The sequence below is a fragment of the Phytoactinopolyspora halophila genome (assembly GCF_003287285.1).
GTDB lineage: Bacteria > Actinomycetota > Actinomycetes > Jiangellales > Jiangellaceae > Phytoactinopolyspora_A > Phytoactinopolyspora_A halophila.
This window is the reverse complement of record NZ_QMIG01000002.1, coordinates 45,541-71,712: the sequence shown is the minus strand read 5'-3', so window position 1 is coordinate 71,712 and position 26,172 is coordinate 45,541. Positions and strand designations below refer to the sequence as shown.

24 protein-coding genes are annotated in these 26,172 nt (G+C 67.4%); 17 read left to right on the top strand and 7 right to left on the bottom strand.

Going from position 1 to position 26,172, the window contains the following annotated elements:
- Positions 1-34 precede the first annotated feature (34 nt).
- Positions 35-745, top strand: a complete 711-nt coding sequence (locus tag DPM12_RS02855) for a Fic family protein (RefSeq protein ID WP_112256770.1) — start codon at positions 35-37, stop codon at positions 743-745.
- A gap of 308 nt (positions 746-1,053) precedes the next feature.
- Here DPM12_RS02855 and DPM12_RS02850 read toward each other — a convergent pair whose 3' ends face one another.
- A complete protein-coding gene (locus DPM12_RS02850) occupies positions 1,054-2,199 on the bottom strand; it encodes a hypothetical protein (protein ID WP_112256769.1) in 1,146 nt (381 codons plus the stop codon).
- Between the two features lie 139 nt (positions 2,200-2,338).
- Here DPM12_RS02850 and DPM12_RS02845 point away from each other — a divergent pair, with 139 nt between their 5' ends.
- On the top strand, positions 2,339-3,082 hold the full coding sequence (locus tag DPM12_RS02845; RefSeq protein ID WP_112256768.1) for a class I SAM-dependent methyltransferase: 744 nt from the start codon (positions 2,339-2,341) through the stop codon (positions 3,080-3,082).
- 202 nt (positions 3,083-3,284) lie between these two features.
- A complete protein-coding gene (gene acs, locus DPM12_RS02840) occupies positions 3,285-5,249 on the top strand; it encodes an acetate--CoA ligase (RefSeq protein WP_112256767.1) in 1,965 nt (654 codons plus the stop codon).
- 137 nt (positions 5,250-5,386) lie between these two features.
- Here acs and DPM12_RS02835 read toward each other — a convergent pair whose 3' ends face one another.
- Positions 5,387-6,598, bottom strand: coding sequence for a lactonase family protein (locus DPM12_RS02835; RefSeq protein ID WP_158542690.1), 1,212 nt, complete (start codon positions 6,596-6,598; stop codon positions 5,387-5,389).
- On the opposite strand from DPM12_RS02835, the gene DPM12_RS02830 reads away from it, so the two are divergent.
- From DPM12_RS02830 to DPM12_RS02800, 7 genes are all read left to right on the top strand, one after another.
- Entirely contained in the window at positions 6,597-7,298 is a 702-nt protein-coding gene (locus DPM12_RS02830; protein WP_112257109.1) for a nucleotidyltransferase family protein, read from the top strand. The genes DPM12_RS02835 and DPM12_RS02830 overlap by 2 nt on opposite strands.
- A 94-nt stretch (positions 7,299-7,392) precedes the next feature.
- A complete protein-coding gene (locus DPM12_RS02825; RefSeq protein WP_112256765.1) occupies positions 7,393-7,893 on the top strand; it encodes a ferritin in 501 nt (166 codons plus the stop codon).
- Between the two features lie 193 nt (positions 7,894-8,086).
- Entirely contained in the window at positions 8,087-9,289 is a 1,203-nt protein-coding gene (locus tag DPM12_RS02820) for a heparan-alpha-glucosaminide N-acetyltransferase domain-containing protein (protein ID WP_112256764.1), read from the top strand.
- Between the two features lie 202 nt (positions 9,290-9,491).
- Positions 9,492-11,369, top strand: coding sequence for a molecular chaperone DnaK (gene dnaK, locus DPM12_RS02815; protein WP_112256763.1), 1,878 nt, complete (start codon positions 9,492-9,494; stop codon positions 11,367-11,369).
- Complete coding sequence (gene grpE, locus DPM12_RS02810; RefSeq protein WP_211658300.1) at positions 11,366-12,133, top strand: nucleotide exchange factor GrpE; 768 nt, start codon at positions 11,366-11,368, stop codon at positions 12,131-12,133. The genes dnaK and grpE overlap by 4 nt, the downstream gene beginning before the upstream one ends.
- Before the next feature lie 25 nt (positions 12,134-12,158).
- The gene (gene dnaJ / locus DPM12_RS02805; protein WP_112257107.1) at positions 12,159-13,328 is read left to right on the top strand and encodes a molecular chaperone DnaJ; all 1,170 of its coding nucleotides are present in this window, start codon (positions 12,159-12,161) and stop codon (positions 13,326-13,328) included.
- Between the two features lies 1 nt (position 13,329).
- A complete protein-coding gene (locus DPM12_RS02800; protein WP_281269619.1) occupies positions 13,330-13,728 on the top strand; it encodes a heat shock protein transcriptional repressor HspR in 399 nt (132 codons plus the stop codon).
- Positions 13,729-13,861: 133 nt separating this feature from the next.
- Here DPM12_RS02800 and DPM12_RS02795 read toward each other — a convergent pair whose 3' ends face one another.
- Positions 13,862-14,272 (bottom strand): hypothetical protein, encoded by a 411-nt coding sequence (locus tag DPM12_RS02795; RefSeq protein ID WP_112256762.1) that lies wholly within the window; start codon positions 14,270-14,272, stop codon positions 13,862-13,864.
- 136 nt (positions 14,273-14,408) lie between these two features.
- Here DPM12_RS02795 and DPM12_RS02790 point away from each other — a divergent pair, with 136 nt between their 5' ends.
- Entirely contained in the window at positions 14,409-15,047 is a 639-nt protein-coding gene (locus tag DPM12_RS02790) for a TetR/AcrR family transcriptional regulator (protein WP_112256761.1), read from the top strand.
- Positions 15,048-15,079: 32 nt separating this feature from the next.
- On the opposite strand, the gene DPM12_RS02785 is transcribed toward DPM12_RS02790, so the two are convergent.
- Positions 15,080-15,496: a hypothetical protein gene (locus DPM12_RS02785; RefSeq protein WP_211658299.1), complete on the bottom strand. Its 417-nt coding sequence runs from the start codon at positions 15,494-15,496 to the stop codon at positions 15,080-15,082.
- 311 nt (positions 15,497-15,807) lie between these two features.
- Between DPM12_RS02785 and clpB the strand changes: the two genes are divergently transcribed.
- Both clpB and DPM12_RS02775 read left to right on the top strand, forming a co-directional pair.
- A complete protein-coding gene (clpB, locus tag DPM12_RS02780; RefSeq protein WP_112256759.1) occupies positions 15,808-18,390 on the top strand; it encodes an ATP-dependent chaperone ClpB in 2,583 nt (860 codons plus the stop codon).
- Between the two features lie 94 nt (positions 18,391-18,484).
- Complete coding sequence (locus tag DPM12_RS02775) at positions 18,485-19,243, top strand: SDR family NAD(P)-dependent oxidoreductase (RefSeq protein WP_112256758.1); 759 nt, start codon at positions 18,485-18,487, stop codon at positions 19,241-19,243.
- A 43-nt stretch (positions 19,244-19,286) separates the two neighbouring features.
- On the opposite strand, the gene DPM12_RS02770 is transcribed toward DPM12_RS02775, so the two are convergent.
- A complete protein-coding gene (locus DPM12_RS02770; protein ID WP_158542688.1) occupies positions 19,287-20,051 on the bottom strand; it encodes a siderophore-interacting protein in 765 nt (254 codons plus the stop codon).
- A gap of 26 nt (positions 20,052-20,077) precedes the next feature.
- Positions 20,078-20,785 (bottom strand): hypothetical protein, encoded by a 708-nt coding sequence (locus DPM12_RS02765; RefSeq protein ID WP_112256756.1) that lies wholly within the window; start codon positions 20,783-20,785, stop codon positions 20,078-20,080.
- Positions 20,786-20,794: 9 nt separating this feature from the next.
- Here DPM12_RS02765 and pyrE point away from each other — a divergent pair, with 9 nt between their 5' ends.
- Complete coding sequence (gene pyrE / locus DPM12_RS02760) at positions 20,795-21,367, top strand: orotate phosphoribosyltransferase (protein WP_112256755.1); 573 nt, start codon at positions 20,795-20,797, stop codon at positions 21,365-21,367.
- A 14-nt stretch (positions 21,368-21,381) separates the two neighbouring features.
- Here the strand turns inward: pyrE and DPM12_RS02755 are convergent, their stop codons facing one another.
- Complete coding sequence (locus tag DPM12_RS02755; protein ID WP_211658297.1) at positions 21,382-22,134, bottom strand: hypothetical protein; 753 nt, start codon at positions 22,132-22,134, stop codon at positions 21,382-21,384.
- Between the two features lie 163 nt (positions 22,135-22,297).
- Between DPM12_RS02755 and DPM12_RS02750 the strand changes: the two genes are divergently transcribed.
- From DPM12_RS02750 to DPM12_RS02740, 3 genes are all read left to right on the top strand, one after another.
- Positions 22,298-24,094: a carbon starvation CstA family protein gene (locus tag DPM12_RS02750; protein ID WP_112257105.1), complete on the top strand. Its 1,797-nt coding sequence runs from the start codon at positions 22,298-22,300 to the stop codon at positions 24,092-24,094.
- Complete coding sequence (locus tag DPM12_RS02745; protein WP_112256753.1) at positions 24,091-24,564, top strand: hypothetical protein; 474 nt, start codon at positions 24,091-24,093, stop codon at positions 24,562-24,564. The genes DPM12_RS02750 and DPM12_RS02745 overlap by 4 nt, the downstream gene beginning before the upstream one ends.
- Before the next feature lie 191 nt (positions 24,565-24,755).
- Positions 24,756-25,394: a TrmH family RNA methyltransferase gene (locus tag DPM12_RS02740; protein WP_211658431.1), complete on the top strand. Its 639-nt coding sequence runs from the start codon at positions 24,756-24,758 to the stop codon at positions 25,392-25,394.
- The last annotated feature ends 778 nt before the right edge of the window (positions 25,395-26,172 follow it).

Here is a 26,172-nt window from a genome sequence, read left to right as displayed (position 1 = left end):
TGCGTAACTGCTGTCCGCGATACCCTCGTCCGTCGTGAACGATCCCTTCGCGGGCGTCGCGGCCTTGCACGGGGTCGCGTCGGCCGCCGCCTACGCCCGGGACGCCATCGATGCCGTGCTCCAGCATCCCGCCCTGCGACGTGATGCTGCGGCGTGTGCGGCGGACTCGGCGTTACGGGGCGCCCGGGCCTCGGCGGTGCTCGCTGGCGGTGACCCGGACGAGGTCGCCGATCCGTATCTGCAAGGTGCGCTCCGCGCCACTGGTGACACGGTGGAGCTCGCCAAGAAGTGGGAGGGCTCGCCCGGACAGGTGTTGGCGCGGCTGCACGTGCTCGTGGCGCGGGACCTCGTGAGTGATGCGGACGCCCTGGGCCGGCCCGTGCCCGATGCCGACTCTGCGCGTCTTGACCAGTTGATGCGGTTGGCCGTGGCGCCCACGGCGGCTCCGGGTGTCGTCGTCGCGGCGATAGTGCACGGTGAGCTCGCGGTGATGCGCCCGTTCGGTTCGGCCGATGCTCTCCTGGCCCGGGCTGCCGAGCGGATGGTGCTGGTGGCGCGTGGCGTGGACATCAAGGCTGTGGGCGTTCCCGAAGCGGGGCATCTGGCCTTGAAATCCGCATACGAGCCGCTTCTGGAGGCCTACGCCGGAGGAACGCCGGATGGTGTGGGCGCGTGGCTGCGCCATTGTGCGGAGGCCTACGCGCGTGGCGCGGACGAGGCGTTGGCGGTGCTCGACGCCCGATGAACGCGTAGTACTTGACGTGTATGACGGAGACCAGCGTCGTGCACGAATGACGGACGAATACCCGAACGGGTCCACATGCGAGCGGCGCCCCTTTCGGAGCGCCGCCGCTGACACGTCCACGTGGGCTACCAGTGCGTGCTCCAATATCGTCGCCTCGGCTGGCCCGGGGAACGACTACCCTACGTGGGTCGATCGCCGCGTGGGTACCCACTGGCCGTGCGATGGCCCGTACGGCTCGTCCATACGGTCCACTAGCTCCCTTGATAGCGCATGCATCACGACGTGAGCAACGGAAAGTGCCAAGATCTTTACAGTTGACAGGCCTCGGACGACAACTTGCCCAGTTCGTAGATGACCGGGCTCGGCACAGGTGCGTCACGAACCTGCGCGAGAGGTGTCTCGACGTTCTCGCTGAGGTGCAAACTGAGCGTGGCCCTCTCAAGGTCGTCCAGAGCGTCGCAGTCGATGATCCGCCACTCGATCTCGAGTTCACCCGTCTCACCTGCCGGGATCTCGACGGGTAGGTCGGGAACCGTGGCGTCGAGGCCGGCTATATGCGACCAGATCCGCACCACGGCGATGTCGCGCTCTGGACGCGCAGAACCGCGCTCGAGGTCGGGCCGGGACGCGGGTACAGGTGGGTCGAAGCTCGGTGTCACGGCGAGGCGCACCCGCATGGAGCCACGTTCCGCGTCCCGAGAGAGGATCTCGGCGGAATGCAGTTGTGTCGCCCAGACCTGCGGTGTTTCCAGCTCGTCCGGGCTGCACACCGCGTGCCACGCGGTGTGCAGCCCGCGCGGGACCGGGCGGAACTCGATCTGTGGCGAGTCGTCCACCGGTGGATCGCCGACGACGGCGGTGGCCGGCAGCGTCGTCGCGGAATCGTCGGGCGGGTCGGCATCGCACGCGGGCGCGACGTGGGCCTGAACCGTGGTCCACGTGTCCGGCCGGAGCTCGACCGGTTCGCTGATCGCTGCGTCCCCGGAGGGCCGCCATCCGTTGATCTCTAGGTCGGCCAGTTCGATGGAGCGTTGCCCGCCGTTGAAGACGAGGAGCTCGGCCCGCCATTCGGTATCCGCGTCGGTGTCCGCGCCACCCCCTGGACCGGACGCATCCGCGTTCGGGGATTCGCTCGAGGGTTCCAGTGCGTCGAGGGATTGGTTCAGCTCGACGGTCGCGTGGCCTCCGATGAGTTCGACGTGGGAGCGCTCGACCGCCTCGTGATGGGCGTTGGTGCCGACCACGCCTGCCGCGGCGCCGAGAGCCAGTGCCAGTGCGAATCCGAGCCATCGTCGCAACGGCACCGTGTCATCGTCCGATGACGGGTCTATCTCGGTCTCGTCCGAACTCGGATCCAGGTGCAGATGTGGCGGCTGAGTCACGTCGCCGGACTCGGTGTGTGGGACGTTCTCAGCTGGGCCGATGTGGCCGCGGATCCAATCCCGCCAGCTCATCCACCAAGTGTGCCTCGCATCACATCCGCCTGCACAGTACGGATGTCCGGTACGGGGCTGGCGCGTGCATCGACGTGGCGCTAGCCGGCAGATGGATGGCGCATAGCTGGTGGATGGTGGGTGCCAGTAGTCTTTGGTCGTGTGCAGTGATCGACACCGGCTGCTGGCGGCCTCGTTCAGCTCTGTGGCGGACATCTACGAACGTTCCAGGCCGGGATATCCCGACGAGGCGGTCCGGTGGTTGGCCGGTGCGGCGCCAGCGCGGGTGCTGGATCTCGGTGCGGGAACGGGCAAGCTCACCAGATCGTTGCGGGAACACGGGCACGACGTCGTGGCGGTCGATCCGTCAGCACCGATGCTGGAACAGTTGACAGCTGTGCTGCCGGACGTCGATGCCCGGCTGGGGAGCGCGGAAGAGATTCCGGTGCCGGACGCCAGCGTCGACGTCGTCGTGGTCGCGCAGGCGTATCACTGGTTCGACGACGATGTGGCGATGCCGGAGATCGCGCGGGTTCTTGGAGCGGACGGCCACGTGGCGCTGGTGTGGAACTTGCGTGACGCATCCGTTCCGTGGGTGGACGAGCTCTGGACCCGGATCAATCCGGAAGAACCCCGGGAGATCGTCGCGCCGGAGGTTGACGGCTCGCTGTTCGGGCCAGTCGAGTCGGCGACGTTCCGGCACACTCAGACGTTGGACAAGCAACGCTTGCTCGAACTCGTCATGTCCCGTTCCTATGTCGCGGTGCAATCACCCGACGAGCGTACGCCGCTGCTGGCGGACGTCAGCGAGATCTACGACGCGCACGCGGGCCCAGACGGGATCATCGACCCGTACGTCACGTACTGCTTCCGGGCGGCACGAATGTCCGCAGAGTACGTATAAGCGTCTGGATCGTGCACGACCCACTCCCATCTCATCTGCCGGATCTGAGACGATCAGAACATCAAACAGGTGTCGGCCGGCAGGCTGATGGTCTGGATGGGCACCAGACGGAAATGGTGCGGTCCGGTCTTGTCGTCCGGGTACACGCATGGTGAGCTGGACCACGGTACCGGCCGAGTACGAGATGTGAGGAGCAGACAAGGTGACCAGCGACGCTCTCTCCAATCTGCTGCACGAAGACCGCCGTTTTCCACCGGATCCGGAGTTCGCCGCCCAGGCCAACGCCACCGAAGCGCTCTACGAAGAAGCCCGGGCCGATCGGCTGGCGTTCTGGGATCGGCAGGCACGCGAGCTGTTGTCGTGGGAGGCGGAGTGGAGCCACGTACTCGACTGGAGCAACCCTCCGTTCGCGAAGTGGTTCGTCGGCGGGCGGCTCAACGTTGCGTATAACTGCGTGGACCGGCATGTCGAGGCCGGCCACGGCGATCGCGTGGCGATCTACTGGGAAGGTGAGCCCGGCGACTCGCGGACTCTCACCTATGCCGACCTGCAAGGTGAGGTGAGCCGGGCCGCGAATGCTTTGATCTCGCTCGGCGTGGGGCATGGCGACCGGGTGGCAATCTACATGCCGATGATTCCCGAGGTCGCGATTTCCATGCTGGCATGCGCCCGGATCGGTGCGATCCACTCGGTGGTCTTCGGCGGCTTCTCCGCCGAGGCTTTGCGCAGCCGTATCGACGACGCGCAGGCCAAGCTCGTCATCACGGCCGACGGCGGTTACCGGCGAGGCAAGCCGGCGTCGCTGAAGCCCGCCGTCGACGAAGCGGTGGCCGCGAGTCCGTCGGTCGAGAAGGTCCTCGTGGTGCAGCGCACCGAGCAGGACGTCGATTGGGACGAGGGCCGCGACGTGTGGTGGCACGATGTCGTCTCGGCGCAGCCAGCCGAGCACGCCCCGGAGGCGTTCGACTCGGAGGACACGCTGTACATCCTCTACACGTCGGGCACCACGGGTAAGCCGAAGGGCATCAAGCACACGTGCGCTGGTTACCTGCTCCAGACCGCTTACACCCACCGCAACGTCTTCGATCTCAAGCCGGAGAGCGATGTCTATTGGTGCACGGCCGACGTCGGCTGGGTCACCGGGCACAGTTACCTGGTCTACGGGCCGATGGCCAACGGCGCCACGCAGGTCATGTACGAAGGCACGCCGGACTATCCGGAACCGGGCCGCTGGTGGGACATCGTCGAGAAATACGGCGTCACCATCCTGTACACGGCACCCACCGCCATCCGCACGTTCATGAAGCAAGGCGAGGAGATCCCGGGGCGTCGTGACCTGTCCTCGCTGCGCGTGCTCGGAAGCGTGGGTGAGCCGATCAATCCGGAGGCGTGGATCTGGTATCGCCAGGTGATCGGCTCGGGCCGTACGCCCATCGTCGACACGTGGTGGCAGACCGAGACCGGCGCGATCATGATCAGTCCACTCCCGGGTGTGACATCGGCGAAGCCTGGATCGGCGCAGGTTCCGCTGCCGGGCATCGTTGCCGACGTCGTGGACGACGCCGGGAACGTGGTCCCGGATGGCCACGGTGGCTACCTCGTGCTGCCCGAGCCCTGGCCGGCCATGCTGCGCACGATCTGGGGTGATGATCAGCGGTTCATCGACACCTACTGGTCCCGCTTCCCTGGGCGCTACTTCGCTGGTGACGGGGCGAAGAAGGACGAGGAAGGCGACATTTGGCTGCTCGGCCGTGTCGACGACGTCATGAACGTCTCCGGGCACCGGATCTCCACCACGGAGGTCGAATCGGCCCTCGTGTCGCACCCGAAGGTCGCCGAGGCCGCCGTCGTCGGTGCGTCCGATCCGACCACGGGTCAGGGAATCGTCGCGTTCGTCATCCTCCGGGCCGATGCTGGCGAGGGTGGCGACCAGGTCGCGGCGGAGCTGCGCGATCATGTCGCCAAGGAGATCGGTCCCATCGCCAAGCCGCGGCAGATCCTCGCGGTGCCGGAGCTACCGAAGACCCGTTCCGGAAAGATCATGCGGCGGTTGCTGCGCGATGTGGCGGAGAACCGGGAGATGGGCGATGTCACCACGCTGGCCGATCCGACGGTAATGAACATGATCAGCTCTGGCCTGGCCTCCGGTTCCTCCGACGAGGACTGAGCAGGCGAGATACGAGGGTCGGCCCGGCGCTTCTCTCGATCAGATCCGGGCGCACCCGCACGTGGAGCTGGAACCCACCACGGCATGTCCCCGGGGCATGCCGTGGGATCCGCTGTCCGGTGTTCGCCTGATGTCCCTCAGGCGAACACCAGGCAGGTGGGGCTAAACGTGGTGAACGACTCGCCGATGGGTTCGGGAATCCCCGTGACGGGATCGATCCGGAATGTCGTGATCGTGTCGTCGTACTGGTTGGCGGAGTAGAGGTACTGCCCGTCGGGAGAGAGCGCGATATCGCGCGGATGCTCGCCACCGCACGGGACGTTGGTCACCAGTTTGAGCTCCGGCCCGTCCACGGAGAACACCGCGATCTCGTCGACGACACGGTTGGCCACGTAGAGGAACCGGCCGTTGGGAGCCAGCCGGATCGCGGACGGATAGCTGGTTTCCCGGGCGCCAGCGGGCCGCGTCGACGAGGTGAACAGGGCCGTTCCGGAGTCGAGCCCCATGACGGTGACCGTGGAATCGAGCTCGTTGGCGACGTAGGCGTAGCGATCTTGAACCACGAGGTGGCGTGGCCCGGCTCCCGGCGGCGTGCGAAGCTCGCTGGCGAGCTGGAGAGCTCCGGTCGTCTCGTCGAAGTGGTAGCGATAGACGGTGTCGGTCCCGAGATCGACGGCGATCACGTGGCCCCGTCCGGCGCCCTTGCCCGGATCGGTGATGACCATGTGTGCGTGTGGTCCTTCTTGTCGTTCGTTGTTCGGCCCGACACCAGAGTGCTGCATGGTGTGCACCGGTTCGCCGAGTGAGCCGTCCCGATGGATCGGATTCACCGTGACGGTGCCCGAGCGGTAGCAGGCGCTCAACAGGAAGCGACCGCTCGGATGAACGGAGAGGTGGCACGGGCTTGCGCCCTTGGTCGGCTGGGGCCGGCCGAGCGGAACGAGCCGCGTGCCATCGACGGTCCAGGCGCATACCTGCCCATCTTTGCGCTCGGCGACGGCATAGAGCACGTTGCCGTCGGGCGACAATGCCAGATATCGCGGGTCCTGTGCCTCGACGCTGTCTTCCACGGTGAACTTCGGACCGTCGATGTCGAGGACTGTGATTCCGCTAGCGGGCGTTCCCTGTGTTTCACTAGTGGCTGCTCCGAGGTATGCACGCATGGTCCGTATCCTGCCGGACATCACGATCATCCGATAGGTGGGGTAGGCCTGATTGGCGTCGATCCTGGGCAGTGGATCGTGCCCGGCACGGCGCCGTTCGGTGGCTATGTGAGAGGTGCCGAGCTGGCCAAACGTGCTGGCCCGTCGATGTCGCTCGGAGGTGCGCCACGCTAGGGTTCGACCCATGGTCGATGATCGAACGGTCTGGCAGGCAGTGATCTTGGCGGGCGGACAGGGATCGCGGCTGAAGCCGCTGACCAACACGATCCCCAAGGCGATGGTGGAGATCAGTGGGCAGTGCATCATCGACCACCAGCTCGGCTGGCTCGCCCGGGCCGGGGTCACCGATGTCGTCGTCTCCGCAGGCCACCTTCACGACGTGCTGGCCGAGCATCTCGCGTCGACCTCGTTCTCCCTGCGTATACAGACCGTGGTGGAAGACGAGCCGCTGGGGCGTGGCGGCGGGCTGAAATACGCCGGTACGCACCTTCCGGACCAGGATGCCCCCTGGTACGCGCTGAACGGAGATATCTGGACCCGATTCGACCTGGAGGCGATGGCGGACTATCACGTGGAGCGCGGCGCCGCGGCGACCATCGGATTGGCGCGCCCGCGCATCCCGTGGGGCGTGGTCGATGTCGACGAATTCGGAAGGGTGACCGACTTCGTTGAGGCCCCGCCGTCGCCATACCCGGTCAACGGTGGCATCTACGTCTTCGCGAGCGAGATGCTGGCGCTCCTTCCGGACCGGGGAGACCACGAGCGGTCGACCTTTCCGATGCTGGCGAAACAGCGCCGGCTGGCGGGGTTCCCGATCGAGGGATACTGGCGTGCCATCGACACGGCCAAGGACGTCGAAGAAGCCGCCAAGGATTTGCAAGGGTAGGGCGTGTCAGGGGGACGTTAAGGTTCGCCACGCCTTGGCAAGGATAGACACAGCTTCGTGGAAATATCCTCTGAGCTGGGCTAATGTCAATTTCATGAAATTGAACGAGACTCTTGCCAAGGCATTCTCCGAGCAGATCACTCTCGAGATCGAATCGTCGGTCGCTTACATTCAGCTGGCCATCGCGCTCGACGACGCCGATCTTCCCGGTATGGCGTCGTGGATGCGTATCCAGTCCGACGAGGAACGGACGCATGCGGCCAAGTTCATCGCCCACGTGACGGATCGGGGTAATCGGCCGCAGATCGGCGAGCTGTCGGCGCCGAAGGATCCGGGTACGGACGTCAACGCGGTGTTCGAAGCCGCGCTCGCGCACGAGCAGAAGGTGTCCGACTCCATCCGGGCGCTGTACCGGCTGGCGCAGGCTGAAGGCGATATCGACAGCTTGCCGCTGCTGAGCTGGTTCGTCGAAGAGCAGATCGAGGAGGAGGCGACGCTCTCCGAGATCCTCGGCCGGCTGCGTATGATCAGCAACGACGGGCCGGGCCTGCTGCGCCTCGACAGCGAGCTCGGCGCGCGCACGTCGGCCGAGTAAGACCACACGCTTTGCGCGTCTAGAGCCGCCGTCGGCATGGCGCGTAATGTTGGCGGTATGTCTGAGATCGACGAGACTCCGCGCCGGCCAGACCTGCGCAAGCGTATGGTTGCGATTGTCTTGGTGGCGGCGCTCGTGCTGACGATGGCGCCTTTCCTCGCCTCGGTGATCTTCTAGTGGTGCGCGGCTGCCGGTGACGTTCACGGGCGAGGGCGGAGACGTGGTGAACGGGCGTGCACGGGTAGCCACCCGTCTGGTCGGCGTCGATGCCGCGCGCGGCCTCGCGCTCGTCGGCATGATCGCGGTGCACGTGACGCCGTCCGTGGAACCCGATGGCGGTACCGCGGCTGTGCACCTGCTGGCCAGTGGACGAGCTGCGGCACTCTTCGCGCTCCTGGCCGGCGTGGGTCTCGCGCTCGCCAGCGGTGGTACGAGCCCGCCGCGTGGCGTGTCCCTGCGTCGCATGTGGCGGGCGACGGCCATCCGCGCCGTGGTGCTGATGTGCGTCGGTTTCGGGGTCGGCCTGCTCGACTCCGGTGTGGCCGTCATCCTGGTGTACTATGGCGCGCTGTTCATCGTGGCGTTGCCGTTTCTCGGGCTGCGGGCCAGAACCCTGTTTCCGCTGGCGGCCGTGTGGGCGCTGGTGGCACCCGTCGTCACCCATCTACTCAGGCTCGACGTGCCGCCCGGTCCTGGAAGTAGCCCGACGTTCGCGTCGCTGGCCGACCCGCTGGCCCTGCTCAGTGAGCTCTTCGTGACCGGGTACTACCCGGTCATTCCGTGGATGGCCTACATGCTCGCAGGTCTCGGCGTGGGCAGATTGGCCCTGCGTACGCGGCGGGTGGCCGGGTGGCTGTTCGCCGGAGGTGCTGGCCTCGCAGCACTCACCTATCTCCTGTCGTGGTCGCTGCTGCATATGGGTGTCATGGAGCGGCTCGTCGAGGCCGGTGTCGGAGCTCACCCGACGAGCCGGCCGTTCACCGACGCGGTCCTGGACACGTCGTTCTATGGCACGAGTCCGACGACGAGCTGGTGGTGGCTGACCGTCGTATCACCACACACGTCGACGCCGTTCGATCTGTTGCACACGATCGGTACGTCGGCGGCGGTTCTCGGTCTCGCCTTGCTCGTGGAGCGGTGGTGGCGCGGCGCGCTGGCGCCGCTCGCGGCGATGGGGAGCATGACGTTCACCTTGTACACCCTGCATGTCGTGCTTCTGGCGACGGCAATTCCCGGCGAACTCGACTACTCCTGGCTGTTTCACATCCTGGTCGCCCTGGCCGTCGCGGTTCCTTGGCGGCGACATATCGGGCGCGGGCCGCTGGAAGCACTCACCGCCTCGCTGGCTCGCACCGTCCGGGAGCCGAGCTCTGCTGGCCGGCGCTCGCTGCAGTAACGGACGCGGTGGGGAAGGTTTCGGGGAACAACCGCGGCACGATGCGTGTTGCACGCCACGAGAAAGTTGAGTGAACCGGGCTCAACACAGCTTGCATGGCGCACTGGTAGTGAGCATACTTGAGCCTGGGTAGCTCAACAGGACTCGAATAGGCCTCAGTAGGCTTCGTATACTCAACGCGAGACATCTGGAGGAACACACCATGGCACGAGCTGTCGGGATCGACCTCGGTACCACCAACTCCGTGGTCTCCGTCCTCGAAGGCGGGGAACCCACGGTCATCGCCAACGCAGAAGGTACGCGTACCACCCCGTCGGTGGTGGCGTTCGCGAAGAACGGCGAGATCCTCGTCGGTGAGGTCGCCAAGCGTCAGGCCGTGACCAACGTTGAACGCACCATCCGGTCGGTCAAGCGGCACATGGGCACCGACTGGAAGACGGAGATCGATGAGAAGGAGTTCACGCCGCAGCAGATCTCGGCGTTCATCTTGCAGAAGCTCAAGCGCGACGCCGAGGCGTACCTCGGTGAGACGATCACCGACGCGGTCGTGACCGTCCCCGCGTACTTCAGCGACTCCCAGCGCCAGGCCACCAAGGAGGCCGGTGAGATCGCGGGAATGAACGTCCTGCGTATCGTCAACGAGCCCACGGCCGCCGCGCTGGCCTATGGTCTGGACAAGGGCGAGAAGGAACAGACCATTCTCGTCTTCGACCTCGGGGGCGGTACGTTCGACGTCTCGCTGCTCGAGATCGGTGAGGGCGTCGTCGAGGTCAAGGCCACCAGCGGTGACAACCACCTCGGTGGAGACGACTGGGACCAGAAGATCGTCGACTGGCTCGTCGGTCAGGTGAAGGCCTCGCACGGCATCGACCTGTCGAAGGACAAGATCGCGATGCAGCGCGTGCGGGAAGCGGCCGAGCGCGCCAAGATCGAGCTGTCGTCCAGCACGCAGACGTCCATCTCGCTGCCGTACATCGCGCAGGACGCGGACAAGAACCCGATTCACGTCGACGAGAGCCTGTCGCGGGCCCAGTTCGAGCAGATGACCTCGGACCTGCTTGACCGCACCAAGTCGCCGTTCGAGGCGGTCATCCGCGATGCTGGTATCTCGGTCGACCAGATCAATCACGTCGTGCTCGTGGGCGGCTCGACCCGGATGCCGGCGGTCTACAACCTGGTGAAGGAGCTCGCCGGAAACAAGGAGCCGCACAAGGGTGTCAACCCGGACGAGGTCGTCGCCGTCGGTGCCACGCTGCAGGCCGGTGTCCTGCGCGGCGACGTGAAGGACGTGCTGCTGCTCGATGTCACCCCGCTGTCGCTCGGTATCGAGACCAAGGGTGGCGTGATGACCAAGCTGATCGAGCGGAACACGACCATCCCCACCAAGCGCTCGGAGATCTTCACCACCGCCGAGGACAACCAGCCGACGGTCGGTATCCAGGTTTACCAGGGCGAACGCGAGATCGCCGCGTACAACAAGAAGCTCGGCACGTTCGACCTGACGGGCTTGCCTCCGGCGCCACGTGGCGTGCCGCAGATCGAGGTCACCTTCGACATCGACGCCAACGGTATCGTCCACGTGTCGGCGAAGGACCTGGGCACGGGCAAGGAGCAGTCGATGACGATCACCGGTGGCTCCGCGTTGCCGAAGGAAGACATCGACCGCATGGTCAAGGAGGCCGAGGAGTACGCCGAAGAGGACCGCAAGCGCCGGGAGGCGGCCGAGAACCGCAACCAGGCCGAGTCGCTGGTCTACCAGACCGAAAAGTTCCTCGCGGACAACCAGGAGAAGGTGGACACACTCTCGGCGGAGGTCCGTGACGACGTGAATTCGGCCCTGGCCGAAGCCAAGAAGGCGCTCGAAGGCACCGACGACGCCGCGATCAAGTCCAGCTCGGAGCGGCTGCAGACCGCGTTCCAGGCGCTGGGTGCCGCGATCTACGCCTCCAGCGAGCAGCCCACCGGCGACGCGGGTGCCCAGGCCGGTGCCGCGGGTGGCGCGTCGGAAGGTGCGGAGGCGTCCGCTGACGAGGACGTTGTCGAGGCCGAGATCGTTGACGAGGAGAAGGACGACAAGTGACCGATGAACGGCACGATCACGAGGGCATCTTGGATGGCATCGTCCCGGAGGACGATGCCGAGGCCCCAGTCGTCCGTGATCGTCGACGGGTCGATCCGGAGACGGGGCAGGTGAGAGAACCAGAAGCGGTACCGAGCATGGAAGAGAACGCGGAGGTGCCGGATCCCGTGAACTCCGGGGCGGACACCGCAGCGCCCGAGGACGATGTCGAGGCGGCGCTAGCGCAGGCGCGCGCCGAGGCTACGGAACGTCTCGACGACCTCAAGCGATTGCAGGCCGAATACGTCAACTACCGCCGGCGGGTGGAACGCGACCGGGAAGCCGTCCGCGAGAACGCCAAGGTCGAGGTCTTCTCCGGGCTGCTTCCCGTGCTCGATGACATCGGGCGAGCACGGGAACACGGTGACCTCACCGGCGCGTTCCGCGCCGTCGGCGAGGCGCTCGAAGCTGCGGTGGCCAAGGCCGGCCTGGAGCAGTTCGGCGAGGTCGGCGAGGAGTTCGACCCGAACGTCCACGAGGCGTTCATGCACGGCTACTCCGACGAGGTCCAGGTGGCCATGTGCACGCAGATCCTGCAGCCGGGATACCGGGTCGGCGAGCGCATCGTCCGGCCCGCCCGGGTAGCCGTCGCCGAACCCACCGCGGCTTTGCCTGAAACCGAGGGCGAGGGCGCGGAGACGGTCTCGGCGCTGGGAGCCGAACAGCCAGCAGATGATCAGACCGCCGCTGGCGGTGACGAACGGGACAGCGAAGAGCAGAATTGATGCCGAGAAGGGAGGGGTGCGGCGCGTGAGTACCAAGGACTGGATCGAGAAGGACTACTACAAGATCCTCGGTGTGCCGAAGGACGCCGACACGGCTCAGGTGAAAAAGGCCTACCGGACCTTGGCTCGCGAGCTGCATCCTGACCGCAACAAGGACGACGCCTCCGCCGAACAGCGGTTCAAGGAGGTGTCGGAGGCGTACTCGGTGCTTTCCGACCCGGAGAAGCGCAAGGAGTACGACGAAGCTCGCTCGCTGTTCGGAAGTGGCATGCGCGTGCCCGGCGGCGGCAGCACCGGGCGTAGCGAGACGTTCACGTTCGATCTCGGAGATCTGTTCTCCGGCACGGGGGGCACGAGCACCGGGGGCGGTCTGGGCGACGTCTTCGGTGGGCTCTTCGGCCAGCGCCAGCGTACCCGGGGAGCGGGAGCGCGGCGTGGTGCCGACGTCGAGACAGAGGTATCCATCTCGTTCTCCGAGGCCGTCGAGGGCAAGACGGTGCCGCTGCGGATGACCAGCGCGGCGGCGTGTACGTCGTGCGCGGGAACGGGCGCCCGGGCGGGCACCGTGCCGAGGGTGTGCGCCACATGTACGGGCACCGGATACACGAGTACCGATTCCGGCGGGTTCGGTATGGCCGAGCCGTGCCGTGACTGCAAGGGCCGCGGGCTCGTGGTGGACGATCCGTGTCCCGAGTGCCATGGTTCTGGTCGCGGCACCACCAGCACCGTGATGCAGGTACGAATTCCAGCCGGTGTCGTGGACGGCCAGCGCATCCGGCTGCGTGGCAAGGGTGCGCCGGGTGAACGCGGTGGTCGAGGCGGTGATCTGTACGTGACCGTACATGTCGGCAAGCATCCGGTGTTCGGCCGCAGGGGCGAGCACCTGACGGTGACGGTTCCCGTCACGTTCCCCGAGGTCACTCTCGGAGCGGAGATCAAGGTGCCCACGCTCGACGGCACGCCGGTGACGTTGAAGATACCGCCGGGCACCCCGAACGGGCGCACCTTCCGGGTGCGTGGACGCGGAGCCAGGCGCCGGGACGGCACGCATGGCGATCTCCTGGTGACCGTCGAAGTCGCGGTACCGGAGAATGTCAGTTCGTCGGCGAAGAAGGCATTGGAGGAGTTCCAGTCCGCGACGTCGGGGGAAGACGTCCGCGCCGACCTGATGAGGCAGGCGGCGAAGGGAGGCTGACATGGATGAGCGTACGAGATTCGTGGTAGCGATGTCGGGCGCGGCCAGGCGGGTGCGGGACGACGAGCCGTTGTATGTCATCTCGGTCGCGGCCGAGATGGCAGGTATGCATCCGCAGACCCTTCGCCAGTACGACCGTCTCGGCTTGGTCTCGCCACGCCGCACCGGAGGCGGCGGCCGGCGTTATTCCTTGCGCGATGTCGAGATGCTCCGCGAGGTGCAGCGGCTGTCCCAGGAGGAAGGCGTCAACCTCGTCGGTATCAAGCGCATCCTCGAACTCGAATCCCAGGTGGAAGCGCTCCGGGACCAGCTGGAGTTGCTGGCCGAGGCACGGGAGCAGCGCAGGTACCTGCCGGTGCCGGCGCCGCAGGGCAGCGCGCTCGCCGTATACCGCCCGTAACTCACCGCCGCCTCTGAATGATCATGTATGGTACGTTTTCTCGGGCCGTACCACGCCTGCAGACGTGTCACGGCCCGAGAAATCCTGGTGGTGCGGCGCACGTGGTGCGGCGCACCTGGCGCGGCAAGCGTGCTCATGTCGCGAGCAGGCCGACACCGAGTGTGATCAGGCTGGCGGCGAGTACCAGCGCACCCAGCCAGACGAGGGCGATCAGGCGGTTCGCGCTGGTGCGTTCGGAGCCCATCGACGAGAAGAAGAAGCCGGCTGGCATGAGTATCGCGGCGATGGCGACACCACTGCGTGCCAGCCAGGCGAGGAACCCGTCGAGGTCGGTCGCGTCGGTCAGCACCGCGGTGACGATTCCGAGTGTCAGGAGTACCGCGGCATGCCCGTGACCGGCTCGCGCGAAGGCTCGTTGAAAGTCCGTTGCGGGTTTCATGCCCCGGATCAGGCGAGTCAGGTACCAACCGCCGGATTCGACTGTGACGAGGGCCAATAGCAGGATTCCGATCAGTCGGCTGGCTTCCGAGCTGAGTTCTAGCATGTCGACTCCCAGGTCGAGATGGTTGCCTAACGGTGTTATGAAACACTGTTAGAATACTACCGTCAAGTGACCAGGAGCAACGTAGGCTGCTGGCCGGAACGGTTGGGACGGCCAGAACAGCCCGAGGAGTGATCGGATGGGCAGGCCACGCGTTCACGACGACGCACTGGCAACCCGGCTTCTCGATCGGGCGGCGCACACCGTCTCCTCTGGCGGCGTCCGGGCACTGAGCCTGCGAACACTGGCCAAGGAAGCGCGCACGTCGACGGCGGCGGTGTATTCGCTCTTCGGCGGCAAGCCAGGACTTCTCGCCGCCCTGTACGAGAAAGTCTTCACCCGTCTCGGTGAGGCCCAGGCAGGTGTCGGCGTCAGCGATGATCCGCTGGAAGACCTCGTGCAGCTCGGACTCGCCTACCGGCAGGTGGCCATCTCGGATCCGAACGGATACCGGATCATGTTCGGCGACGAGGTACGACCCGCCGACCTCGACTCCGACGCGGCCGACATGGGGGCCCGCACGTTCGACCCGTTGCTGGATGCCGTGCACCGCGCGGTTGCGGCCGGCCGGTTCCCCGACTCGCCGCCGCCTGCATCGATAGCGACCGCTCTGTGGGGCAACGTGCATGGCCTGGTGTCGCTGGAGCTGGGCCAGTTCCTTCCTCCGCAGGCCGGAGATCCGGCAGCGGTGTTCGAGTCGGCGGTGCGGGCGACGATCGCTGGCTGGGCTGCTCGGGGAGGGGGGAGCGATGTAGCCGGCTCACCGGGCGCCGCGTGATATCGCATCCGATGACGACGGAGCCGGTGCGCTCACTCGACCTCGCGTGACTCCTCGATTCGCCGGGCCACGCTCATTTCAACGCTCAGTGTCAGCAAGTACGTGATCGAGGCGGTGAACGGTCCGACGATCCAGCTCGCGGTCTCGGGCAGGATCGTGCCCAGCAAGCCAGCAGCTGCTACGCCGAGAGCGATCGAGACGAGGCTCAGCGAGCTTCCCAGCGCGACGACGTCGCTTCTCTCCTGGTCGCTCGGTGGCCGGCTGAAGCCACGGGTGGCGATCGTCTCGACGGTCGCGAAGCTCGCGGCGGCGCCCAGGAGGAACAGGAAGATCTGTCCGGGTGCCGGCGGAACGTGGATCGCCGCCAGGATTGCCAGGGTGCAGGTGATCATGACCGAGTACCCGTAGGCACCTGCGTTGATCCGGAGTGAGAGCCGAAGCTCACTCATGAACAACCCGGATTGCCCGGATCGTTGTGACCCTCGTGCTGCCATGGCCGTTCGTCCCTTCGTGATCTGGAGGATCGCTGCGGTGCTCGGCGCGAGTCCTGGAGATGGGCGGTTCCGGGTTCAGGTGCCCGGTTACCCGGTGACAAGGCTCACAAACGACGACGCCTGCCCGTGCGTCGTGAGTGCGCGCGCGGGCAGATGCATCCGGGGCAGCGTCGTGTCGTCGTATACTTGAGTGGAATAGACTCAAGTTTCGAGGCGTTGCTCTGACTGGCAGCACCATCGACGATCGAGGGAGAACGGGACAACCGATGAACGATCAGCTGACCACCAAAGCTCAAGAGGCGTTGTCGGTCGCCGTGCGCAGCGCCGCGACGTCCGGGAACCCTGCTGTCGAGCCGATCCATCTGTTGCGCGCCCTGCTCATCCAGTCCGAAGGGCTGGCGGATCCGTTGCTGAAGGCCGTGGGCGTCGACGTCGCGTCCCTGCGCCAGGACGTTGACTCCGCGTTCGCCGGATTACCGTCGGCCTCGGGCTCGACGGTGGCGTCGCCGAACATGGGACGGGCGACGTACGCGGTGCTCTCACACGCGGGTGAGGTCGCACGGGACCTCGAAGACGAGTACATTTCCACCGAGCATCTCCTCGTCGGTCTCGCGCACGTGGAATCACCGGTTCGTGACTTGCTCACCCGGCACGGTGCCACCGCCGAGAAGATCCGCGCGGCGTTCAGCCAGGTCCGCGGGTCCGCCCGAGTAACGAGTCCGGACCCGGAGAGCACCTACGACGCGCTGAACAAGTACGGCGTGGATCTCACCGAGCGTGCCCGGGACGGCAAGGTCGACCCCGTCATCGGGCGGGACTCGGAAATCCGTCGCGTGGTGCAGGTCCTGTCCAGGCGGACGAAGAACAACCCGGTCCTCATCGGTGATCCCGGTGTCGGGAAGACGGCAGTCGTCGAGGGTCTCGCCCAGCGGATCGTCGGCGGCGACGTTCCCGAGTCGCTGCGAGACAAGCGCCTGGTAGCACTCGACATCGGAGCCATGCTTGCCGGCGCGAAGTATCGGGGTGAATTCGAGGAGCGCTTGAAAGCGGTGCTCGACGAGATCAAGGACAGCGAAGGCGAGATCGTTACGTTCATCGACGAGCTGCACACCGTCGTCGGTGCCGGAACGTCCGGCGACTCTGCGATCGACGCCGGCAACATGCTCAAGCCCATGCTGGCCCGGGGAGAGTTGCGCATGGTGGGCGCCACCACGCTCGACGAATACCGCGAGCGCATCGAGAAGGATCCCGCGCTCGAACGGCGTTTCCAGCAGGTCTTCGTTGGTGAACCCAGTGTGGAGGACACCATCGCGATCCTGCGCGGGCTCAAGGAACGCTACGAGGCACACCACAAGGTCCAGATCTCCGATGCTGGACTGGTCGCGGCCGCGTCGCTGTCCAACCGCTACATCACCGGCCGCCAGCTGCCGGACAAGGCCATCGATCTCGTGGACGAGGCCGCGTCCCGGCTGCGGATGGAGATTGACTCCTCGCCGGTCGAGATCGACACGCTGCGCCGCCAGGTCGACCGGTTGAAGATGGAAGAGCTCGCCCTGGAGAAGGAGGCCGACGACGCCTCCCGCGAGCGGCTGGCCTCGTTGCGTGCCGAGCTTGCCGACCGCGAGGAAGAGTTGCGCGGTCTCGAGGCACGGTGGCAGCAGGAGAAGTCGAGCCTGAACCGTGTCGGGTCGCTGAAGGAGCAGATCGACGAGTTGCGCAGCCAGGCGGAGCGGGCGCAGCGCGAGGGTGATCTCGCCGGGGCCAGTGAGATCCTTTATGGGCGCATCCCCGAGCTGGAGAAAGAGCTCGCCGCCTCCGAGGTCGTCGAGAGCCCGACGGCCGAGACGATGGTCAAGGAAGAGGTCGGCCCGGACGACGTCGCGGACGTCGTGGCGTCGTGGACCGGTATCCCCGCAGGACGGCTGCTTGAAGGCGAGACCGGCAAGCTCTTGCGCATGGAGCAGGAGCTCGGGCGACGCGTGATCGGCCAGGAAACCGCCGTCGCGGCTGTCTCCGATGCCGTACGCCGGGCACGTGCGGGCGTGGCCGACCCCGATCGGCCCACGGGGACGTTCCTGTTCCTCGGTCCCACCGGTGTCGGCAAGACCGAGCTGGCCAAGGCCCTGGCCGACTTCCTCTTCGACGACGAACGGGCGATGGTCCGCGTCGACATGAGCGAGTACAGCGAGAAGCACAGCGTGGCGCGGCTGGTTGGCGCGCCGCCCGGTTATGTCGGCTACGAGGAAGGCGGCCAGCTCACCGAGCCGGTGCGGCGCCGCCCCTACTCGGTGATCTTGCTCGATGAAATCGAGAAGGCGCACCCGGAGGTCTTCGACATCTTGCTGCAGGTGTTCGACGACGGTCGCCTGACCGACGGCCAGGGTCGCACCGTGGACTTCCGCAACACGATCCTCATCCTCACCTCGAATCTGGGCTCGGCGTATCTCGCCGACCCGTCCATGGAAGAGGAGGCGAAGCAGAAGGCCGTCATGGAGGTCGTCCGCTCGTCGTTCAAGCCGGAGTTCCTCAACCGGCTCGACGACATCGTGCTGTTCAATCCCCTGGGGAGCACCGAGCTCTCCCGCATCGTCGACCTGCAGGTGGAGCGCCTCGCCGAGCGGCTGGCGGACCGCCGCCTTGAGCTGGACGTCACCGATGCCGCGAAGGAGTGGCTGGCGCTCACCGGGTACGACCCGGTCTACGGTGCCCGGCCGCTTCGCCGGCTGGTGCAGTCGGCGATCGGGGACCAGCTCGCCAAGGAGATCCTCGCCGGCGACGTGCGCGACGGCGACACCGTCGTCGTTGACATGGACGATGGCGCCGGTCGCCTGTCGGTGCGGGCGGCCTGACCGTGCCGTCGGAGCCGGCGAGATCGAGTGGCGAGTTCGTCCGTGCAGGGTGTGCCCTACCTGCCGGTAGCCGCAGCTAGGTAGGCTGCCGGGTATGCCAACGGCAATGGTGACCGGAGCGACAGCCGGAATCGGGCTGTCGTTCGCGCACAAGCTCGCAGCACGGGGATTCGATCTCGTCGTGGTCGCACGCGACGAGACACGGCTCGACGCGGTGGCCGCGGAGGTGAGAAGCACCCACGGCGTGGGAGTGGAGGTCATCCCCGCGGATCTGGCGACGGATACGGCCCGGGTGGAGGAGCGGTTACGTGGGAGCGCGGTTGACCTGCTCGTCAACAACGCCGGCTACACGCTGCGCAAGCCGTTCCTGGCCAACGACATCGACGACGAGGAACGGATGCTCAACGTCCTCGTCCGGGCCGTGTTGCGGCTGACCCACGCGGCGCTGCCGGGAATGATCGAGCGTGGTCGCGGCGCGGTGATCAACGTGAGTTCGGTTGCCGCATGGGTGCCGCGAGGCACGTACAGCGCGGCCAAGGCGTGGGTGACGGCGTTCACCGAGGGTCTGGCGCCGCAGCTGGCCGGGACGGGGGTGCAGGTGATGGCGCTGGCGCCGGGCTACACCCGCACCGAGTTCCACGAGCGCGCCCGGATGAACATGACGAGCCTTCCGTCCTGGCTGTGGTTGGACGCCGACTCGCTGGTGGACTCTGCGCTGCGGGATCTGCGGCGCGGGAGGGCGGTGTCGGTGCCCGGACCCGTTTACAAAGTCGCTGCGGCGACCATTCCGCGATTGCCGCGGCGTCTGGTCACGGCACTGGGGCACCGCCAGCTGGGCAAACGTCGCCGGTGAACCCCGGGAGCACGTGACCGGGCAATCGGCGACAACGGGCAGGTCAACTCGGCGAGCCGGCGCGGCCGCGTCGCCAGTAGCCGTACGCCTGGACGTCGTCCCGGGCGGCCTTCTTCTCGGCGGTGGCGAACCTGCGTACGGCGCGCACCTCGGATGTCTCCCCGGCTACCCAGACCTCCACGCGGCCGGCGGGCCAGTGGAGCGATCTCACCGCGCGTTCCAGGGCGCCGGTCGTGCCTGCGGCGGCGCCGTCGCGATGGTGCCAGCCGAGATCGAGCGCGGCGCGCGTCGACAGGAGCTGCTCCTCGGCGGCGTCGGCGACCTCGATGCGCGCGTGGATGGGGAAGCCCTCCGGAGCGGATTCGAGTAGTGCTGCCACCGCGGGCAAACCGGTTTCGTCGCTCACCATGATCAGGGCGTCTCCCTCGAACGACGGCACCGCGTGCGGGCGGGGACCGGTGAACGCGATCGTCTCTCCCGGGGCGGCTTCGTGCGCCCACCGCACGAACGGGCCGTCGCCATGCAGCACGACGTCGAGCTCCACCTGTCCCGACGCCTCGTGGTAGCGGCGCACCGTGTACGTGCGGCTGGGCGGCCGGGCGCCGCTGGTGCCGCCGGTCGCGACGTCCACAGGTAGCACGAGGCGAAGGATCTGGTTGGGGCACGACGGGTCGAAGGGCAGATGGGGGACGTCGACGGCAGCGGTCAGCCGCAGCATTTTGGGAGTCACCTGCTCCGAGGCCACGACGCGTAGCAACCCACTCGACTGGCGCGTCTCTGCCTTGGCGGCACGTCGCGTCTCCACCATGCCATGGAGCATACCGAGATGCCCGCTCAACCCGGCAGCGCCTCGACTGCGGCGCGGATGGCCCGGCCCAGATCGGCGTTGTGGGTGTCATCGATCACGGTCCAGCCACGGGCTTGGGCCGAGCGAGCCCAGAACGCGATGTCACCGCACCCGGGAGCGGCCTGGCCGGTCTGGACGTAGGCGCACGGCGCGTCGGGCCAATCGGTGGCAGGCGGCAGCGTCTCGGTCCAGAAGTCGTGGTCGCGGGGGCGCGCGTGCATCTCGCCGTGCTGGCCATCAGCACCTGGTGTGTTACCTGGGGTGTCTGGCAACGCCGGTGGGAGCGGCCAGGTGGCGCCGGGCTGGTGCAGGTGTTCGTGCGCGGCCTCGCCCTCGTCGGGTGCCGCCGCCTGGAGGAGATCGAGGTGGCTCGTGGGCCCGGGGCGAGGGAGGGTGGCGTCGACGAAGACGTACCCGCCGACGTGCCGGCCCGCGACCTGTTGGGTCCCTGCGAGTGCCGGCAGGAGTGGCCCGGCCGTCCCGTGGCCGGCGATGACGAGCGGGCTGTCCAGCGACGACGAATGCAGGACGCGGGCGATCGAGGCGATCCACGCGATCCCGTACGGAGCCTGCTCGCAGGCGTCGCGTGGCGCGGTGATCGGCAGGTCGGCGGCGAGCAGGTCGGCAGTGAGCGGTTCCCACCAGTCGCGGGGATCGACCGGCCCGCTGACGACGACCAGAGTTTCGGGCTTCATGCCACCACCATGCCTGACGGGCATGCCTTAGGCTCGGGCACCGTGGACGTGCGCGAAGAACTCCGGAAACAGATCATCGACAAGGCCGTGGTGCATGGCAAGGTCGTGCTCTCGTCAGGAGCCGAGGCCGACTACTACGTCGACCTGCGGCGAGTGACCCTCGACGGTGCTGCAGCGCCGTTGGTCGGCGAGGTGATGCTCGACCTCGCAGCCGGCCTGGAGTTCGACGCCGTGGGCGGGCTAACGCTCGGCGCGGATCCCGTGGCCACGGCGATGCTGCATGCCGCGCACCGGCGGGGACAGCTCCTCGACGCGTTCGTGGTCCGCAAGGGCGAGAAGCAACATGGCCTGCGGCGTGAAGTGGAAGGGCCCGACGTCGCCGGGCGGCGCGTGCTTGCTGTCGAGGACACATCGACCACGGGTGGGAGTGTCTTGACGGCGGTCGATGCACTCCGGCGAGCCGGTGCGGAGATCGTCGCCGTTGCCGTGATCGTCGACCGGGATACCGGTGCCCGGGAGCACATCGATGCGGCCGGGCTGGAATACCGCGCTGCCTATCACCGGACGGATCTGGGTCTGTGAGCCAGCTTCGCGAGTCAGCGTTCGAGGGCGCGGCGGCACCCCTTCTCGAGGTCCCGGTGGCGTCGTAACCGTTGCCGAAGCCCCAGGGTGGGTTCCAGTGCGGTCCGCGTCGGGTACTCGTCGACGTCCATCACGTCGCCCGTCAGCCGGCCACGCGTGATCCACGGCGTCCAGCGTTCGAGATCGGGAATCGAGAAGTCGTGCCCGAGCAGTGCGGCATCGCCTTCCGGCAGGGGGTGGCCGAGCAGGCTGGTGATCTGGAGACGATCCTCGTCGAGGGCGGCGGTGCTGGCGGTATCGACGACGAGACCGCGATCCGTGGCTACCGACAGCACCTGCTCGCCGGGGTGAACGCGGGGACCGACAGCCGTCACCGAGACCATCTCGAGCACGATGAGCAGCCGGGGCACGTACCACCAGTGCTCCCGGCGGAGGATGACGGAGTCGAGGAGCGCGCGGGCAGGCGGGTACTTGCGCAGCTCTTGAACGAGCAACTGGTCGGTGAAGATGCTCCCATCCCGGTCCTCGATCAGGCGAGGCCGGACCGTGATGGCCAGCGGGCTCCACCGGGAACCGCTCATACGCTGGTCGGACAGCACCAATGCGGCGGTCGGTGAGCCCGCGACGCCGCGCGCGAAGTCGTCGGAGGCGTAGGGGCATGCGACGACGGGCTGTTCGGCAAGCCACAGGGGTGTGACGGGCCAGGCGTCGGGGCGGCCGGCCGCATCAAGCCAGGTGAGCTCGCTGACGGTTGCGGCCTCGATCACGCGTTGGATATCGGCAGCCAGATTCAGCGTGGACCTCCCCGGACGACGCCTTTCGGTATCGATGCGATCAACTATTGACTTGAAATGTGACAGATCTCATATGCTGGCGCAAGATCTGTCGTCCCGTGTCCTGGGGGAGACCGGCCGAGCTCCGGGAGGCCAGATGCCCGCCGTCGCTGTCGCAGCTGCCGTCCTTGCACTCTTCGCGTTCGGTTACGTCTACTATTCGCGCTACCTTGCCACCAAGGTCTACGCGCTCGATCCCGCCTTCGTCACGCCAGCGCACGAGCTGGCAGACGGAGTGGACTTCGTCCCCACCAACAAGCATGTACTCTTCGGGCACCATTTCACGTCGATCGCAGGTGCCGCGCCGATCGTCGGCCCGGCCATCGCGGTGTTCTGGGGGTGGCTGCCGGCACTCTTGTGGATCACCATCGGCACCCTCTTCGCCGCCGGCGTCCACGACTTCGGTGCCTTGGCCGTGTCCGTGCGGCACAAGGCGAAGAACATCGGAACCCTGACCGCCGAGGTCATCAGCGCCCGATCTCGGGTGCTCTTCCTGTGCATCATCTTCTTCCTGCTGACGCTGGTGAACGCGGTCTTCGCGGTGGTCATCGGCAACCTCTTCGTGCTCTTTCCGGGCGCGGTGATCCCGGTCTTCGTCGAGATCCCGCTCGCGATCGCCATCGGCCAGTACATCTACCGGACGCGCACCCCCGCGCTGGTGCCGTCGCTCATCGGTGTCATCGGGCTGTACTTCCTGATCTGGGTGGGACACCACTACCCGATCGAGATCACGGGCTTCGCGGACTGGCTCGGCATGGAGCCGCGTGACGTGTGGGTGGTGATCATGTTCGCCTACACGTTCATCGCCTCGCGCCTTCCGGTGTGGCTGCTGCTCCAGCCGCGGGACTACATCAACTCTCACCAGCTGTTCATCGCGCTGGCGGTGACCTTCGCCGGCGTCCTCGTCGGGTGGGACAAGCTCGTCGCGCCGGCGGTGCGGGGCGACGTGCCGGACGATTCGCCGAACATCTTCCCGTTCTTGTTCATCACCATCGCCTGTGGTGCGATCTCCGGGTTCCACTCGCTGGTCTCGTCGGGAACGACGTCGAAACAGCTGGACAAGGAGACCGACGCCCGACACGTCGGGTACATGGGCGCGCTCGGAGAAGGCAGCCTGGCACTCGCATCCGTGCTGGCGGTAAGCGCTGGTGTTGCCGCCACCCAGGTCGAGTGGGAGGAGACCTACGCGACCTACGCCGACGCCTCCGACGGTGCCACGGGCAACTTCGTCAACGGGATCGCGCAGTTCGCCAGCAACCTCGGCATCGAATTCACGCTCGGGACCGTGTTCGCCGCCGTCGTCGTCGTGTCGTTCGCCGCGACCACGATGGACACCGGCGTGCGGCTGCAGCGATACATCGTGCAGGAGATCGCGACGATCCTCGGCTGGCGGCGGCTCTCGCGGAGCCTCACCCTGGCCGGGCTGGCTGCCATCGCACTTCCGGTGTTCCTCGCGTTGATGCCAGGACGAAGCGACGCGGGCTTCGCCTTCGGCACCCTGTGGCGGCTGTTCGGTACCACGAACCAGCTCACGGCCGGCCTGGCCATGGCCGTTGTGGCGGTGTGGGTGACCAAGCGAATGCGCAACCCGATCGCGATCCTGATCCCGATGGTCTTCCTGCTGGTGATGACCACCTGGGCGTTGTTCGTCCAGCTCGGCGAATTCTGGGAATCGCCGGAACGCTGGGTCCTGGTTCCCCTCGACGTGATCATCCTGTTCTTGGCGCTGTGGCTCATCGTCGAGGCCGCGATCGCGCTGCGCCGCACGGTGGCCGAGCGCCGTGGAGCGACGATCGGTGGTTCCGGTGACAGCGGGTCGGCCGGCGTGGACACGGGGTCCGGGGCTAGCGGAGAGGTATCGGGCTCGGAAACAAGCGGGGATGGCACGGCATGAACGTGGACGAGATTCCGACCCACGAGGCGCGTTCCGCACGGCATCGCATCCTGATGATCCGGCCATGGGACATGTCCGACGGCGTCGGCGCCGGATGCTGCAGTGGCGGATCGTCGAAAGGTCTGTGCGTCGAGCCCGAGCACCATCCCGTGCGTGGCGGCACGCGCTTCGACGAGCGGGCGGGATGGCAACCCTTCGCGCGAGCCTACGTCGCTCTCCGAGAGGCATTGCCCGACGAAGCCGACCTGGAGATCGTCGATCCACGCAACCACTGGTATCTGGTGCCCACCCTCGTCCGGGATGCTCGCCGGAGGGGTGCCGGATGGCTAGCGGCGCTGCGCACCGCGTTGCGAGCACCCGCATACGCGGCGATCATCGTCGACGGCGTCACCATCAGCTCGGGAGAGCTGCTCGAACCCGACGAGGCGGTGCGTACGGTGCGGGAGGCATTGCAACATCAGAGACGTTGAGATCGTGAACGATCCGTGACCGTAGCGCCTGCGTCGTCGAGCCGCGAGCTCATCCGGCGACGTGCGAGGGCGCTACGGTGTTTGACGTGAACGACGACGATCGCATCCAGTCGGCCACGGGCGGCGAGCCAGGCGGGAGTGGCGAACCGGATACGCCCGCGGACTCGGACGTTCCAGAGGACCCTGAAGATGTGCCGGGTACACCGGACGGTACACCGCTTCCGGGAGTCGGTCCGTGGGACGGACCGTGGCCGGACGACGCGCGCTATGATCCGGAGTTGCTCGCTCTCGGAGACCGGCGCAACGTCGTCGACCGTTACCGCTACTGGCGACGGGAGGCGATCGTCGAGGACCTGGATCGGCGGCGGCACTCGTTTCACGTCGCGATCGAGAACTGGCAGCACGACTTCAACATCGGCTCCGTGGTGCGCACGGCAAATGCGTTCCTGGCGGCGGAGGTGCACATCGTGGGCCGGCGGCGCTGGAATCGGCGCGGTGCGATGGTGACCGATCGCTACCAGCACATTCGGCACCATCCGAACCTCGCCGCGCTGACCGCGTGGGCGCATGACCAGGAGCTCCAGGTGATCGGCATCGACAACCTCCCCGGGGCCGTTCCACTCGAAACCGTCGACCTTCCGCGGCGATGCGTTCTGCTGTTCGGGCAGGAAGGCCCGGGTCTCTCGGACTCCGCGCGGGAATACGTGGACCGCTGCGTGTCGATCGCGCAGTTCGGCTCGACACGTTCGATCAATGCGGGGGCGGCCGCGGCCATCGCGATGCATACGTGGATCCGCCAGCACGCGCCCCTTCCGCCACCGCAGGCGTGACGGTTCGCCTCCCACCCGTCGCAGCCCCCGCGAAGCCTCGGTTCCCCGGTTCACGCTCCGCGCCGCTGCCGGGGTCGTTCCCTGCACACCGGTCCTCGCGTCGTGCACGCCCGAGCCCCGTGCCCGTGCCCGTGCGCGCTGGAGCCCCGTGCGGTGCCCGCTGGAGCCCCGTGCCCGTGCCCGTGCGCGCTGGAGCCCCGTGCGGTGCCCGCTGGAGCCCCGTGCCCGTGCCCGTGCGCGCTGGAGCCCCGTGCGGTGCCCGCTGGAGCCCCGTGCCCGTGCCCGTGCGCGCTGGAGCCCCGTGCGGTGCCCGCTGGAGCCCCGTGCCCGTGCCCGTGCGCGCTGGAGCCCCGTGCGGTGCCCGCTGGAGCCCCGTGCCCGTGCCCGTGCGCGCTGGAGCCCCGTGCGGTGCCCGCTGGAGCCCCGTGCCCGTGCCCGTGCGCGCTGGAGCCCCGTGCGGTGCCCGCTGGAGCCCCGTGCCCGTGCCCGTGCGCGCTGGAGCCCCGTGCGGTGCCCGCTGGAGCCCCGTGCCCGTGCCCGTGCGCGCTGGAGCCCCGTGCGGTGCCCGCTGGAGCCCCGTGCCCGTGCCCGTGCGCGCTGGAGCCCCGTGCGGTGCCCGCTGGAGCCCCGTGCCCGTGCCCGTGCGCGCTGGAGCCCCGTGCGGTGCCCGCTGGAGCCCCGTGCCCGTGCCCGTGCGCGCTGGAGCCCCGTGCGGTGCCCGCTGGAGCCCCGTGCCCGTGCCCGTGCGCGCTGGAGCCCCGTGCGGTGCCCGCTGGAG

Excerpts from the sequence above, each read along its gene's own strand:
- DPM12_RS02850 (WP_112256769.1), bottom strand. The coding sequence starts at position 2,199 with ATGAGCTGGCGGGATTGGATCCGCGGCCACATCGGCCCAGCTGAGAAC.
- DPM12_RS02830 (WP_112257109.1), top strand. The coding sequence starts at position 6,597 with ATGGTCGATGATCGAACGGTCTGGCAGGCAGTGATCTTGGCGGGCGGA.
- DPM12_RS02835 (WP_158542690.1), bottom strand. The coding sequence starts at position 6,598 with ATGGGTCGAACCCTAGCGTGGCGCACCTCCGAGCGACATCGACGGGCC.
- DPM12_RS02825 (WP_112256765.1), top strand. The coding sequence starts at position 7,393 with ATGAAATTGAACGAGACTCTTGCCAAGGCATTCTCCGAGCAGATCACT.
- dnaK (WP_112256763.1), top strand. The coding sequence starts at position 9,492 with ATGGCACGAGCTGTCGGGATCGACCTCGGTACCACCAACTCCGTGGTC.
- DPM12_RS02800 (WP_281269619.1), top strand. The coding sequence starts at position 13,330 with ATGGATGAGCGTACGAGATTCGTGGTAGCGATGTCGGGCGCGGCCAGG.
- DPM12_RS02795 (WP_112256762.1), bottom strand. The coding sequence starts at position 14,272 with ATGCTAGAACTCAGCTCGGAAGCCAGCCGACTGATCGGAATCCTGCTA.
- DPM12_RS02790 (WP_112256761.1), top strand. The coding sequence starts at position 14,409 with ATGGGCAGGCCACGCGTTCACGACGACGCACTGGCAACCCGGCTTCTC.
- DPM12_RS02785 (WP_211658299.1), bottom strand. The coding sequence starts at position 15,496 with ATGAGTGAGCTTCGGCTCTCACTCCGGATCAACGCAGGTGCCTACGGG.
- clpB (WP_112256759.1), top strand. The coding sequence starts at position 15,808 with ATGAACGATCAGCTGACCACCAAAGCTCAAGAGGCGTTGTCGGTCGCC.
- DPM12_RS02775 (WP_112256758.1), top strand. The coding sequence starts at position 18,485 with ATGCCAACGGCAATGGTGACCGGAGCGACAGCCGGAATCGGGCTGTCG.
- DPM12_RS02770 (WP_158542688.1), bottom strand. The coding sequence starts at position 20,051 with ATGGTGGAGACGCGACGTGCCGCCAAGGCAGAGACGCGCCAGTCGAGT.
- DPM12_RS02765 (WP_112256756.1), bottom strand. The coding sequence starts at position 20,785 with ATGAAGCCCGAAACTCTGGTCGTCGTCAGCGGGCCGGTCGATCCCCGC.
- pyrE (WP_112256755.1), top strand. The coding sequence starts at position 20,795 with ATGCCTGACGGGCATGCCTTAGGCTCGGGCACCGTGGACGTGCGCGAA.
- DPM12_RS02750 (WP_112257105.1), top strand. The coding sequence starts at position 22,298 with ATGCCCGCCGTCGCTGTCGCAGCTGCCGTCCTTGCACTCTTCGCGTTC.
- DPM12_RS02745 (WP_112256753.1), top strand. The coding sequence starts at position 24,091 with ATGAACGTGGACGAGATTCCGACCCACGAGGCGCGTTCCGCACGGCAT.